Consider the following 13916-nt stretch of genomic DNA (forward strand, 5'->3'; position numbering starts at 1 on the left):
TCTCCTTAAAAACAATCCGGGAAAATAATGAGCGATTTTGAAAACCTGCACGGGATGATTATTTTTGCCAAAGTGGTGGAAACGCTGAGCTACACCGAGGCGGCGAAAGTGCTCGGGCTGGCAAAATCCTCGGTCAGTAAGGAGATCTCAGCGCTGGAAGTGCGTCTCGGGGCCAAACTGCTGACCCGCACCACCCGGCGTATTCAGGTAACCGAAGTGGGGATGACCTACTATCACTACTGCTATCGCATCCTGCACGAGGTGAAAAGCGCCGACCTGTTTATCCGTCAGTTCCACGAAGAGCCTACCGGCAGCCTGCGCGTGGTTGCACCGGTGACGTTTGGCTGCCAGTGCATTGTGCCGGTACTCAACCGCTTTGTGGCCAGCAATATCCACGTCAGCGTCGATCTTGATCTCACCGATCGCCCGGTCAGCCTTGAGGATGATAATTTCGACCTGGCGGTGGTGATCAAGCGGGAGCTTCCCGGCCACCGCAACTACCGTCCGCTGATGGATATTACCTGGGGAATTTACGCCGCGCCGGATTACCTGCGGCAGCACGCTGAAATTACCAGCCCGGACGATCTTACCCGCCATGACTTTATTCTGTTTCGCGGCCCGGCCCACACCATTTCATTGCCGTTCAGAAAAGAAAAGCAGAAAAAAGATATTGAGGTGCGCAGTCGATTCCGTGCCAACAACAGTATTGCCCTGGTAAACTCCGCAATAGCCCAGACCGGCATCGCCTATCTGCCGAGCTATATCGCGCAGGAAGCCGTTGATGAGGGAAAATTAGTCCAGGTGCTGCCGGACTGGGAGATGGATATTTATAAATCCTACGTACTGATGAAAACGGACAGCTATATTTCCCCACGCGTCAGGCTATTCGTTGAGGCACTGCAAAAGGCGCTGGGTGATAATTAACATTCCGGATTCAGGCCGGGTGACGGCAGTAATTAACGTTCCGAGTTAACTTCCGGTTCTCAACAATAAAAAACGCCCGCATTAGCGGGCGCTGATTGATTTTCGCGTTGTTCGCGCCTGAAGCGGCCAGCCTGTGCTGTCGTTTCAGGCACCGATAATCAGTAGTAGTTACCGTGACGGTAGTCCCAGGTGGTGAAGATGTCAGACAGCATTGACATAATCTTATCCACGTCCAGGCCTTTACGGATCAGTACCGGGCAAGGCGTGATGTTGCGCTCGCCTTTCTGCTCAGGTACCAGCTTACCGTTTTCATCGACCATTGCGACCATCACACCCTGCTCGTAACGGGTCTTTTCAGATTCGTTAGGCTGGATTGATTTCACGTAGTCGTTCGCGGCGATAATCAGGTCAGCGTGCTGTTCGATACGCTCACCGATACCTTCTACCAGGCCACGGTTGCCTTTGCCTGACGGGTTAGCCGAGCTGGCGAAGGAGAACTTGCCGTGGTTTTCCCACAGTTCTTTTGCCAGGTTTTCACCAGGCACACCGAACTTGATCACGAAGCAGCTGGTCTGGCGGCGGTCCATCATCAGGTCTTTAGAACCGTCTTCCGGAATGCGCGCGACGGCTTCTTCTTTCCACGGCAGGATGCAGCCCAGCAGCACGTCTTTATCCCAGTGCTGCTGATACAGCTCTTCGATTTCCGGGTTCAGCTGCGCCAGCTCTTTCAGCTGCTCCAGCGAGCCGCACAGCACCACGCCTGGCTTGTTGCGGTTACGCTGCTTGGCGTCGAACTTGCGCTCCAGGCCTTTCGCGTCAGAGGTCATGATGATGTAGCCCACTTTGGTAGGGCAAACGATCATGCCGCCTTCAGCAGACAGGATTTCAACGGCTTCCGGCTGTAAGCCACCATTCCAGTTAACAACTTTATTGCTCATCATGACACCTTCGGATTCGGTTTAAATTAGGAGGGTAATCACCCGTTGAAACCATCCTGCCACAATCAGTTTTTCCTGCAACAATAAACGAGAAATCACGCCTATTGTTTCCACCAGGAAACAACCGTTGCGATACGGAAAGGGTGAAAGCGACGATTTGGCGAAAATAATATTCCATCAAAAAAGCTGGCGGTGATATTTCCCCGATTAACCTGTTAATAAACAGACGGTTTATTCATTTCATTTTTCCCGCATCATTATTGAGCTGGCTCGCAGTTTATTAAATAAACCGCCCTCCGCGCCGTTGATGCATTTACAGCCATTAAGCTTAACGGGTCAGGCGAATCACTCGCCGGGGGAAAATCATGGATACACATCACGCCCAAACTCGCACACTCGTTTATCGCAAAAACATGCGCTATCTGCTGCCGCTGCTGGTGGTCTGCTATCTGTTTGCCTTTATCGACCGAACGATAGTCGGCTTTGCCTGGCTGGAAATGGAGGCCGATGTCGGCCTGAGCGCCGCCGCGTTTGGACTGGGCGCCGGGCTGTTTTTTATCTCTTACGCCTTCTGCGAAGTGCCCAGCAATCTGCTGATGCTGAAATTCGGACCGAAGATCTGGTTCTCCCGCATTCTGGTCACCTGGGGGATCATTACCATTCTGATGGCTTTCGTGCAGGGGCCGTGGTCGTTTTACGCGCTGCGCTTTTTACTCGGCGTGGCCGAAGCCGGGTTCTATCCGGGCATTATCTATTTCATCACCAAATGGTTCCCGCCTTCGCGCTGCGGTCAGGTAATTGGCATTTTCTTCCTCGCCAATCCGCTGGCGCTGGTGATCGGCAGCCCGCTCTCCGGCCTGATTATGCAGATGGACGGCCTGTATCAGCTGGCGGGCTGGCAGTGGCTGTTTATTCTGATGGGCCTGCCGCCGGTGCTGCTGTCGCTGATTGTCCTGCGTTCGCTGCCGAATACGCCGCAGCAGGCGCACTGGCTTAACGATGACGAACGCAGCCAGATTGCCAGCGATATTCAGCAGGAGCAGCAGCAAAACGGCGTCACCGACGCGGCCGGTCAGCATCATCATCCGCTCAGCGTGATGAAGGATCGTCGGATCATGATGCTGATTGCCTTCCTGATGTGCTATCCGATTGTTGGCTACGGCCTGATGCTGTGGCTGCCCAGTATTATCAATAAATTCAGCACCTCGGTGATGATGACCGGCCTGCTCTCCGCCCTGCCGTGGCTGGCTGCGGCCGTGGCGGTGATCGTGGTGCCGCGATCCGCAGCCAGGCACAATACGCCGTTTCTGCATATTGGGGTGACGCTGGCGCTCAGCGTGGCCGGGCTGATCCTCAGTGTGATATTTAACGATCCGCTATGGCGCATGCTGGCGCTGTGCCTCGCCGCCTTTGGCATTTTCGCCGGGCAGCCTATTTTCTGGAGCTTCCCGGCGCGACTGCTGAAAGGCACCGATGCGGCGGTCGGCATCGCCTGGATTAACGCCTTCGGCATTGTGGGTGGGTTTATCGGGCCGTATGGATTTGGCGTGGTGGCCCAGCTGACCGGCAGCAATGAAAACGGGCTGGTGTGGTTTATCGGCTGGGGGATTTACGGCCTGTTGATGCTCTACCCGCTGCGGCGGATGATGCGCCGCCAGCGCGGGATGGGAGGGGAAGCGGCAGCGGTTCCGCATCATCGGTAACCTCAACTGCCGCTGGCCGGGCTTAGCCGTTAAACCCCAGCTCGGCGGAGATGGCTCGGGCGGTGGCCACTACCGGCGCCATCAGCTTTTTCACGCCGACCTGCTGCAGCTTGGCGGTTGGCAGCGACACGGAAACGGCAAACGGCACCCGCTGCTGGATATCAAACACCGGTGCCGCCAGGCAGGATACGCCCAGCTCGTTCTCTTCCCTGTCCATCGCGGTTTGCTGCTGGCGGATCGTCTTCAGCTCTTCCAGCATCTCCGGCAGCGTGGTGATGGTGTTTTTCGTCAGCTGCTGGATGGTGTCCTGATGCGTTTCCCAGTAGTGCGCCGGATAATCCTCGCTGCCCCACGCCATAAAGATTTTGCCCATCGCCGAGCAGTACAGCGGCGTATGCTGGCCGATCCAGGCACGCGTACGCATGATGCCGGTGGTCGGCTCCAGCTTGTAAATCAGGATAGCATGATCGTCTTCCCGGCTGGAGAAGTTCACCGTTTCACCCACTTCCAGATTGAGTTTCTCCAGATGCGGGGCCGCCACGTGAATGATGTTCAGCGACGACAGGGCCTTCTGCCCCACCGAAATAAACTTGGTGGTCAGCCGGTAGCTGCCGGGCGACGGTGCCTGGGTGACATAGCCGCTGCTGTGCAACCCCTGCAGCAGCCGGTGAACGGTACTTTTGTTCATCCCGGACAGCTCTGACAGGTTCGCCAGCGGGCAGCCGTTCGGGTAATTACTCAATATTTCAATCAGCTGCAGGCCACGAAACAGGCTCTGGGTGCCAGCCGGCTGATCCTTTTTATCGTCCTTTGCGGTATCCGCCTTTACGCTCATTCACGCTTCCTCTTAATGTCCCGCAGCCCCTTCAGGGGCTTTATCTGATGGTAACCCATGCCTCTCCGGCTGTGAATATGGAACGACGTTTCAACACTGATATTGCCCCATCTTAGACGGTAAAAAGCGTAAAAGCGAAGTGAGTGATTCATCACAGATCTATAACATCAAAAATAAGCTACTGATTTAAATCAACAAAAAAAACTTCCGCACCTTTGCTTTCCGCCTTCAGTAAGAATACTATTTTTGAAACTTGATTTCGCATGTTGGAACAAGCGGTGTTTTTATTATGCTGTCGCCGCCGTTGATACTTATCTGTTGTTGCAGGAGACTGTTATGCAGAATACACCCGGGGCAGCGGTTCTGACGCTGAGCCATATCACTAAACGCTTTGGCGGCAACATCGCCGTCAACGACGTCAGCCTGGAGGTTCATCCCGGTGAAGTCCTGGCGCTGCTGGGCGAAAACGGTGCCGGCAAATCCACGCTGATCAAAGTCCTCGCCGGGGTTTACCCGCGCGACGGCGGCGATATCCGCTTCCACGATGCCACCATTCCCTCCGCCGCCGCGCTGAAAACCGCTCAGCGCCAGCCCATCGCCTTTATTCATCAGGATCTCGGCCTGATCGAGTGGATGACGGTGGCCGAAAACATGGCGCTGGTAATGGGGTTTACCCGCCGTCTGGGGCTGATTGACTGGCGGGCGGTACGTGAGCGCTCCCGCCAGGCGCTGGAAGAGGTCGGTATCGCCCTCGATCCGGACTCACGCGTGTTCGAACTGTCCCGCACCGAGAAATCGCTGCTGGCCATCGCCCGTGCGGTAGCGGTCAACGCCGAGGTGCTGGTGCTGGATGAACCCACCGCTTCCCTGCCTGCCAACGACGTGCGCCACCTGTTCAGCGTCATCGAACGGCTGAAAAGCAAAAAAGTGGGAATGATTTACGTCACCCACCGCCTGGACGAAGTGATTGAAATTGCCGACCGCGTCTGTGTAATGCGCGACGGCAGGCACGTGGCCGGCGGCTTTACCCGCGACTACAGCCTGCGCAACCTGGTGGAAATGATCGTCGGCGAAGCGGTGGAGGGCAATCAGCGCGAGCCGCTGCCGGAAAAAGCCGACCCGGTCCTGACCTTTGACAGCGTCTGCATTGATGAGGTTGGCCCGGTTTCCTTCAGCCTGCAGCCCGGCGAAATGCTGGCGCTGGCCGGGCTGCGCGGTGCCGGGCAGGAAGAGATTGGCCGCCTGCTGTTCGGCCTGCGCCAGCGCACCGGCGGCAGCATCACCTTCCGCAAACAGCACTATCAGGCCGGCTCACCGCAGCAGGCAATGGCGGCGGGCGTCTCGCTGGTGGCCGGGGATCGCACCGGCGAAAGCCTGGTGATGTCGATGAGCGTGCGTGAAAACCTGTTTATCAACCCCTGCGCCAGCGGCCATCGCCTGCTTTCCCACTACGGACGCCGCGCCGAACTGGGAGCCAGCTGGTGGAAAATGCAGCTGTTCGACGTCCGTCCTAAGGACGTCAGCCTGGATATCAGCGCCCTCTCCGGCGGCAACCAGCAAAAAGTGGTGATGGCGCGCTGGATGCACCTCAATGCGCCGCTGCTGATCCTGGAAGATCCCACGGCGGGCGTCGACGTGGGCGCGCGTGAAGAGATCTATCACCTGCTGAATAAAGCGCTGGCCGAAGGCGTGGCGGTGCTGGTGATCTCCAGCGACTTCGAGGAGATCGCCCATATCTGCAACCGGGCGCTGGTCTTCAACCGCGGGCAGATCGTCGGCGAGTTGAAAAACGATCGCGTCAGCTTTGCCAACCTGCTTGAACTGGCCTCCGCCAGCAGCGAATCCACCGTCGCCACCGTATAAAAATTTAACGCCACCCCGCAGGCGGTGGCAGGAGAAGCTCAATGTCTAAAACGTCCGTCAAATCGACCGCGCTGGAGCAGCGGGTCACTCTCAGCCAGCACGGCGCAGGCCCGTGGTCGATGCAAATCGTCACCCGCTACGGCCTGCTGCTGCTGTGCATTCTGCTGGTGGCGCTGTTCTCCGCGCTGTCGCCGTCGTTTGCCAGCATGCTGACGCTGCAGGCGATCCTCTCCAGCAAGGCCAAGATCGCTCTGCTGGCGCTGGCGGCGACGATCCCGATGATCGTCGGCAAAATCGATCTTAACGTCGGTTTCGGTATCGTGCTGTGGCACATCCTCGCCATCACCCTGCAGGTGCAGTACGGCTTCTCCTGGCAGATGGCGGTACTCGCCGTGCTGGCCATCTCCGCCCTGTACGGCCTGCTGAACGGCATTCTGGTGGCGCTGGCGGATATCGACAGCTTCGTCGCCACGCTGGGATCGGGCACCGTGCTGTACGCCATCGCGCTGTGGCACTCCGGCGGCCGTCAGATCGTCGGCGATCTGCCCGACGCCTTCAGCGCCCTGCACTACACCGAAATCTTCGGCATCCCGATTGGTGCGTTCTACGTGCTGGCGGTGGCTATCGTGCTGTGGCTGATCACCGAACATACCCCGCTTGGCCGCTGCATGTACGCGGTGGGCGGTAACCCGGCGGCGGCGCGGCTGAATGGCATTGCGGTCAATAAATTCACTATCGGCGCGTTTATCGCCTCCAGCGTACTCACCGGCTTCAGCGGCGTGCTGATCGCCGCCGAACAGGGCGTCGGCCAGGCCAGCGTGGGGATGGACTACCTGCTGCCCGCCCTGGTCGGCGCGTTCCTCGGCAGCACCACCATTCGTCCGGGACGGGTCAACGTCTGGGGCACGGTGGTCGGGATTGCCATTCTGGCGATCGGTATCGCCGGTATCCAGCAGTTTGGCGGCGAGTTCTGGGTTGAACCGCTGTTCAACGGGGCCACCCTGCTGCTCTCCATTAGTCTTGCCGGCTACGCCCAGCGCCGCCGGATGTTAAACCAGAAAGCCGTCGTTCGCAGCCAGAGCGCCCCGGCCACGCCTCCTGACAATAACCAAAACGCCACCACAGGAAGTTCGCTATGAAAATTCACGTTCTTGCCTTAACCCTCAGTACCCTGCTGGCCGCCGCCCTGCCGGTACACGCCGACAGCTATCTCGACCAGGCCACGGCGGCAGTCACCAAAGCCACCGCCAGCGTGACCGAATGGGACGGCCCGACCACCGGCCCTAAGCTACAGGCGAATAAAAAGGTGATTTTCATCGCCTCCGATATGAAAAACGGCGGCGTGCAGGGCGTGCAGCAGGGGCTGAGCGAAGCCGCGAAGGCGGCGGGCTGGAAGCTCGATACCCTGGACGGCGGCGGCTCGGTGAAAGATCAGCTGGCCGCGCTGAATCAGGCGATTGCCCAGCGCCCGGACGGCATCGTGATCGGCGGCTGGAACCCGAACGTGGCGAAGATGCTGCTGAAGAAGGCCGCACAGCAAAAAATCGTACTGATGGCCTGGCACGCGGTGCCGCAGCCGGGGCCGATCCCGCAGTACGGCGTGACGACCAACATCACCTCCGATTCGACCGAGGTGGCGCGCCTGACCGCGCAGTATGCGGTAGTGCATTCCGGCGGCAAGGCCAGCGTGCTGATCTTCACCGATTCGCTGTATCAAATCGCGCTGGATAAGGCCAACACCATGAAGCAGGAAATCGAGAAGTGCAGCGGCTGTAAAGTCGTGGAGTTTATCGATACCCCGCTGGCCGATACCGCCAACCGCATGCCGTCGATGACCTTCAGCCTGCTGCAAAAATACGGCGATAAGTTCCAGTACGCGCTGGCGATTAACGATCTCTACTTCGACTTTATGGCCCCAGCGCTGAAAACCGCCGGCAAAGGCGGCAGCAACGCGCCGTTTAACGTCTCCGCCGGTGACGGCTCGGTTTCCGCCTTCCAGCGCATTCGCAGCGGCGACAGCCAGATCGGCACCGTCGCCGAGCCGCTGAAGCTGCACGGCTGGCAGCTGCTGGACGAATTTAACCGCGCCTTTGCCGGGCAGCCGCCGTCAGGCTACGTCACCCCGGCGCACCTGATCACCAAAGAAAATATCGGCAGCGACGGTGGCCCGCAGAACCATTACGACCCGCAGAACGACTATCAGGGCCACTACAAAACCATCTGGGGCGTGAAGTAACGGAGGCACTATGGCAATCACCGACGATCTGGTTATTGAGACGCTCTGTTCCCCGGCGATCTGGGCGGAAGGCCCGGTATGGCTGCCGCAGCAGGATGCGGTGGTGTTCAGCGACGTCAAGGGCAACCGCATGTTTCGCTGGCAGCGTAACGGCGAGCTGGAGGTGTGGCGTGCGCCTTCTCACTTTGCCAATGGCAACGCGCGGGATGCGGAGGGGCGGGTGATCAGCTGCGAGCACGGCCGGCGCGGCATTAGCCGTACCGAGCATGACGGCAGCGTCACCATGCTGGTAGAAAAGGTGGACGGCAGGCGCTTTAACTCGCCTAACGACGTGGTGGTTCGCTCGGACGGCACCATCTGGTTTACCGATCCGCCTTACGGCATCACCAGCGATGACGAAGGCTATCACGCCCACAGCCAGGTGATCGGCTGCTATCTCTACTGCTTCGATCCGGCCAGCGGCAAACTGACCATCGCCGCCAGCGATCTGCAGCGCCCCAACGGGCTGGCCTTCTCGCCGGATGAAAGCCTGATGTACGTGGCGGATATGTCGGTGATTGATTTCCCCACCCTGGGCCGCCGCGAGCTGCGGGTGTACCAGGTGGAGGGAGATCGGCTGAGCAACGGCAGGTGGTTCACCGAGGTGGCTCCGGGGATCCCGGACGGCTTCTGCGTTGACCGTCAGGGTAACGTCTGGTGCAGCTGCGCCGACGGGGTGATCGCCTTCGACAGCCGCGGCAACCGCATCGGCAAGATCCCGCTGCCGGAGTGCGTATCGAACTGCACGTTCGGCGGCCCGGACGGCGACGAGCTGTATATTACCGCCACCCGTTCGCTGTACCGGGTGCGCATCAGACTGTAGTCATGGACCGCGGCGCACTGCCCGAACCGCTGGCCGTGGCGGCCGCGTCGCAGACAACGGTCATTATCCCCTGGCCGGCGGCGAAGGAAACTTCGCTGTCGGCTTTCCCATGCCCGTTTCTGACCGGGTGTGGCGACGATCACAGAAGCCAACATTAATTTTATCCATTTGATTTTAAACACTAAATTCACCCCCCGTTTTTTTGACTTCATCCGGATAACCTCATAGGATTTATTTGGAACGACATTCCACATATTGAAATAAACACCAGCGGGGAGTAACAGCAGCATGAGAATCAGCTACCAGCAGTTAAAGCAGGAGTTCCTGCGCGTTTTACTGGCGCGCGGCGTGGCGGCGGACAAGGCCGAAGCCTGTGCCACCCTGTTTGCCGACACCAGTGAAAGCGGCGTTTACTCCCACGGCGTGAACCGCTTCCCCCGCTTTATTCAGCAGCTGGACGCTGGGCATATCGTGCCGACGGCGACCCCGGAAAAGATCCTCTCACTGGGCGCGATTGAACAGTGGGACGCACATCGCGCTATCGGCAACCTGACCGCCACCGAGATGATGGACCGCGCGATGGAACTGGCCGACAGCCACGGTATCGGCCTGGTGGCGCTGCGTAACGCTAACCACTGGATGCGCGGCGGCAGCTACGGCTGGCAGGCGGCGGAGAAAGGCTATGTCGGCATCTGCTGGACCAATTCCATTGCGGTAATGCCGCCGTGGGGCGCGAAAAACTGCGCGATCGGCACCAACCCGCTGATCGTTGCCGTACCGGGCGAACCGATCACCATGGTGGATATGTCGATGTCGATGTTCTCCTACGGCATGCTGGAAATTAATCGTCTGGCGGGCAAAACCCTGCCGGTGGACGGCGGCTTTGATAACGACGGCAACTACACCCGCGATCCGGCCACCATTGAAGAAAACCGCCGCATCCTGCCGATGGGCTACTGGAAAGGCTCCGCGCTTTCCATCGTGCTGGATATGCTGGCCACCCTGCTCTCTAACGGTTCCTCCGTCACGGAGGTAACCCAGGACAACGGCGACGAATTTGGTATCTCGCAGGTGTTTATCGCCATTGACGTCGATCGCCTGATCGATGGCCCAACCCGCGACGCCAAGCTGGCACGCATTATTGAATCCATCAGCGGCGCCGAGCGCGCCAACGTCGGGCAGGCCATCCGCCTGCCGGGCCATAAATTCCCCGGCATCCGCGCTGAAAACCAGCAGCAGGGCATTCCGGTCGACGAACGCGTCTGGGCGCGCATTCAGGCGCTGTAACAGGAGCAACCCGATGATTTTTGGACATATTAACAATACCGAAGCGCATCACTATCCTGTCGCCGTTGCCCAGGCCGTGGACTATCTGGCGCGCCACGACCTGCAGACGATGGCGGCCGGGCGCTACCAGCACGACCAGACCGGCTGGGTGGTTCAGGTGCTGGATTTACAGACCGGCCCGCACGGCGAGAGCTTCCCGGAAGCGCACCGTCACTTTGTTGACGTGCAGTTTCTGGTCCACGGCGAGGAGCTGATCGGCGTGGCGACGGAAAAAACCGAGCTGGTAATCCACCAGCCTTACAACGCCGAGCGCGACATTATTTTCTATCGCGATGCGCCGAACGAAACCCTGCTGCTGATGAAGCCCGGCAACTTCGCCGTGTTCTTCCCGCAGGATCTGCATCGGCCAAACCTGATGATCGACGGCCCACAGGCGATCCGCAAAGTCGTGGTCAAGATCCCTCTTACCGAGTTCGTTACTTCCGGGAGAACGCTATGAGCCTGACTTCCAGTTCTGTGGCATCCCGCGCGTCGATTCCGACCACGCGCTGGCTGCGGATCATCCCCCCGATCCTGATCACCTGCATTATCTCCTATATGGATCGCGTGAATATCGCCTTCGCCATGCCGGGCGGCATGGATGACGAGCTGGGCATCAGCGCCTCGATGGCCGGCCTGGCGGGGGGGATCTTCTTTATCGGCTATCTGTTCCTGCAGGTTCCCGGCGGCAAGCTGGCGGTCTACGGCAACGGCAAACGCTTTATCGGCTGGTCGCTGCTGGCCTGGGCGGTGATCTCTGTCCTCACCGGTATGGCCACCAACCAGTATCAGCTGCTGGGGTTGCGCTTCCTGCTCGGCGTGTCCGAGGGGGGCATGCTGCCGGTGGTGCTGACCATGATCGGCAACTGGTTCCCGGATTCTGAACGCGGGCGCGCCAATGCGATTGTGATCATGTTCGTGCCGATCGCCGGGATCCTCACCGCCCCGCTTTCCGGCTGGATCATTACCAGCTGGGACTGGCGCATGCTGTTCTTCGTGGAAGGCGGCCTGTCGCTGGTGGTGATGGCGCTGTGGTGCTTCACCATCAGCAACCGACCGCAGGAAGCGAAGTGGATCTCGGAGGCCGAAAAGAATTACCTGATCAAAACGCTGCACGATGAGCAGCTACAGATTAAAGGCAAAAACACCCGCAAAGCTTCGCTGCGCCAGGTGATGCGTGAGCCGGTGATGTGGCGACTGATTATGGTCAACTTCTTCTATCAGACCGGGATCTACGGCTACACGCTGTGGCTGCCGACCATCCTGAAAGGGCTGACCAACGGCAATATCGAACAGGTCGGCTGGCTGGCCATCCTGCCTTACGTCGGCGCCATCTTTGGCATGTTTATCTTCTCGTCGCTGTCCGATGCCACCGGACGCCGCAAGCTGTTTGTTGCGCTGCCGCTGGCCGGATTTGCCATCTGCATGGCGCTGTCGGTGCTGCTGAAAGCGCATATCTGGTGGTCCTACGCCGCGCTGGTCGGCTGCGGAGTGTTTATCCAGTCGGCGGCCGGGGTGTTCTGGAGTATTCCTCCACGCCTGTTTAACGCCGAAGTGGCGGGCGGCGCGCGCGGTGTAATCAACGCGCTGGGCAACCTCGGCGGCTTCTGCGGCCCGTACATGGTCGGCGTGCTGATTGCCGAATACAGCAAAGACGCCGGTGTTTACAGTCTGGCGATCTCGCTGGCGATTGCCTCGGTGCTGGCGCTGACGCTGCCCGCCCGCTGCGATGCACCGCAGAAGGAGGCCGCATGAGCTACTGGTTAGGACTGGACTGCGGCGGCACCTTTATTAAGGCCGGGCTGTATGACGCATCCGGTCGCGAGCAGGTGGTGGCGCGGCAGAACCTGCCGGTGCTGGTGCCTGAGCCGGGCCGGGCGGAACGCGATATGCATCAGCTGTGGCAGGTGGCCGTCACGGTGATCCGCCAGGTGCTGGAAAACGGCGGAACCGATGCCGCAGACGTGCGCGGTATGGGGATCTCCGCCCAGGGTAAAGGTCTGTTCCTGCTCGATAAGCAGGGCCAGCCGCTGGGCAACGGCATACTCTCTTCCGACCGCCGCGCGCTGGAGCTGGTCCAGCGCTGGCAGCGCGAAGGCGTACCCCAGGCGCTCTATCCGGTGACCCGCCAGACGCTGTGGACCGGGCATCCGGTTTCGCTGCTGCGCTGGGTTAAGGAGCACGAGCCGGAACGCTATGCGGCGATCGGCAGCGTAATGATGGCGCACGACTATCTGCGCTTCTGCCTGACCGGCGAGCGGGCCTGCGAAGAAACCAATATCTCCGAATCCAATCTGTATGACATGCAGCAGGGCGACTGGTCGCCCGCGCTGGCGGAGCAGCTGGATATCGCGGAAATCCAGCCCGCCCTGCCGCCGATCGTCGGCTCCAGCGCCGTGGCGGGACACATTACGGCCGCCGCCGCCGCGCAGTGCGGGCTGGCGGAAGGCACGCCGGTGGTAGGCGGGCTGTTCGACGTGGTGTCCACCGCGCTGTGCGCCGGACTGTACGACGACACGCGGCTGAATGCGGTGATGGGCACCTGGTCGGTGACCAGCGGCATTACCGACTGCCTGAGCGATGAGGTGGATTACCCGTTCGTATATGGCCGCTACGCCATTGACGGCCAGTACATCGTTCACGAAGCCAGCCCGACTTCCGCCGCCAATCTGGAATGGTTCTGCCAGCAGTGGGGCATCGACGACTACGCGCAGCTGAATCAGTGGGTGGCTGAACTGCCTCCGGCGGCCAGCTCGCTGCTGTTCGTGCCGTTCCTCTACGGTAATAACGCCGGAGCGAACCTGCACGCCAGCTTCTACGGGCTGCAGGCGGGCCACCAGCGCGGCCATCTGGTGCAGGCGATCTATGAAGGCGTGGTGTTCTCGCACCTGACCCATCTGAACCGCATTCTCAAACGCTTCCCCAACGTCAGCGCCCTGCGCCTGACCGGCGGCCCCACCCGCTCGGCCGAGTGGATGCAGATGTTTGCCGATATCAGCGGCCTGCCGGTGGAAATCCCACAGATTGAGGAGACCGGCTGCCTGGGAGCGGCGCTGGTGGCGATGACCGGAACCGGCGCGCACCCGTCGCTACAGCAGGCGCAGCGGGCGCTGGATCCGGCGATCGTCAGCTACAGGCCGGACGCCGAACGCCACGCGCGCTACCAGAAGAAATACCAACGCTATCAGAAACTTATTACGGCGCTGATTGCCGCCAACCAGGAGTAAAC

12 protein-coding genes are annotated in these 13916 nt (G+C 59.8%); 10 read left to right on the top strand and 2 right to left on the bottom strand.

Annotated features, from left to right (window positions below; translation table 11 throughout):
* Positions 1–27 precede the first annotated feature (27 nt).
* On the top strand, positions 28–924 hold the full coding sequence (locus tag PGH32_RS15975; protein WP_337894528.1) for a LysR family transcriptional regulator: 897 nt from the start codon (positions 28–30) through the stop codon (positions 922–924).
* A 158-nt stretch (positions 925–1082) separates the two neighbouring features.
* Here PGH32_RS15975 and PGH32_RS15980 read toward each other — a convergent pair whose 3' ends face one another.
* A complete protein-coding gene (locus PGH32_RS15980) occupies positions 1083–1862 on the bottom strand; it encodes an L-threonylcarbamoyladenylate synthase (RefSeq protein ID WP_200543595.1) in 780 nt (259 codons plus the stop codon).
* A gap of 365 nt (positions 1863–2227) precedes the next feature.
* Here PGH32_RS15980 and PGH32_RS15985 point away from each other — a divergent pair, with 365 nt between their 5' ends.
* Positions 2228–3565, top strand: coding sequence for an MFS transporter (locus PGH32_RS15985; RefSeq protein ID WP_337894529.1), 1338 nt, complete (start codon positions 2228–2230; stop codon positions 3563–3565).
* Between the two features lie 22 nt (positions 3566–3587).
* On the opposite strand, the gene PGH32_RS15990 is transcribed toward PGH32_RS15985, so the two are convergent.
* Positions 3588–4400: an IclR family transcriptional regulator gene (locus PGH32_RS15990; protein ID WP_337894530.1), complete on the bottom strand. Its 813-nt coding sequence runs from the start codon at positions 4398–4400 to the stop codon at positions 3588–3590.
* Between the two features lie 336 nt (positions 4401–4736).
* On the opposite strand from PGH32_RS15990, the gene PGH32_RS15995 reads away from it, so the two are divergent.
* From PGH32_RS15995 to PGH32_RS16030, 8 genes are all read left to right on the top strand, one after another.
* Positions 4737–6263 carry a sugar ABC transporter ATP-binding protein gene (locus PGH32_RS15995; protein WP_337894531.1) on the top strand — a complete coding sequence of 509 codons (1527 nt, stop codon included), beginning with the start codon at positions 4737–4739 and terminating at the stop codon, positions 6261–6263.
* A 41-nt stretch (positions 6264–6304) separates the two neighbouring features.
* Entirely contained in the window at positions 6305–7402 is a 1098-nt protein-coding gene (locus PGH32_RS16000; RefSeq protein ID WP_314417509.1) for an ABC transporter permease, read from the top strand.
* The gene (locus PGH32_RS16005; protein ID WP_337894532.1) at positions 7399–8499 is read left to right on the top strand and encodes an ABC transporter substrate-binding protein; all 1101 of its coding nucleotides are present in this window, start codon (positions 7399–7401) and stop codon (positions 8497–8499) included. Before PGH32_RS16000 ends, PGH32_RS16005 begins: the two co-directional genes overlap by 4 nt.
* A 10-nt stretch (positions 8500–8509) precedes the next feature.
* Complete coding sequence (locus PGH32_RS16010) at positions 8510–9361, top strand: SMP-30/gluconolactonase/LRE family protein (RefSeq protein ID WP_337894533.1); 852 nt, start codon at positions 8510–8512, stop codon at positions 9359–9361.
* Between the two features lie 288 nt (positions 9362–9649).
* Positions 9650–10648 (top strand): 3-dehydro-L-gulonate 2-dehydrogenase, encoded by a 999-nt coding sequence (gene yiaK / locus PGH32_RS16015; RefSeq protein WP_337894534.1) that lies wholly within the window; start codon positions 9650–9652, stop codon positions 10646–10648.
* A gap of 13 nt (positions 10649–10661) precedes the next feature.
* On the top strand, positions 10662–11147 hold the full coding sequence (locus PGH32_RS16020; RefSeq protein ID WP_337894535.1) for a YhcH/YjgK/YiaL family protein: 486 nt from the start codon (positions 10662–10664) through the stop codon (positions 11145–11147).
* Positions 11144–12442, top strand: a complete 1299-nt coding sequence (locus PGH32_RS16025; protein ID WP_337894536.1) for an MFS transporter — start codon at positions 11144–11146, stop codon at positions 12440–12442. Before PGH32_RS16020 ends, PGH32_RS16025 begins: the two co-directional genes overlap by 4 nt.
* Entirely contained in the window at positions 12439–13914 is a 1476-nt protein-coding gene (locus tag PGH32_RS16030) for an FGGY-family carbohydrate kinase (protein WP_337894538.1), read from the top strand. The genes PGH32_RS16025 and PGH32_RS16030 overlap by 4 nt, the downstream gene beginning before the upstream one ends.
* Positions 13915–13916 lie beyond the last annotated feature (2 nt).

Source organism: Erwinia sp. SLM-02 (assembly GCF_037450285.1).
Lineage (GTDB): Bacteria > Pseudomonadota > Gammaproteobacteria > Enterobacterales > Enterobacteriaceae > Erwinia.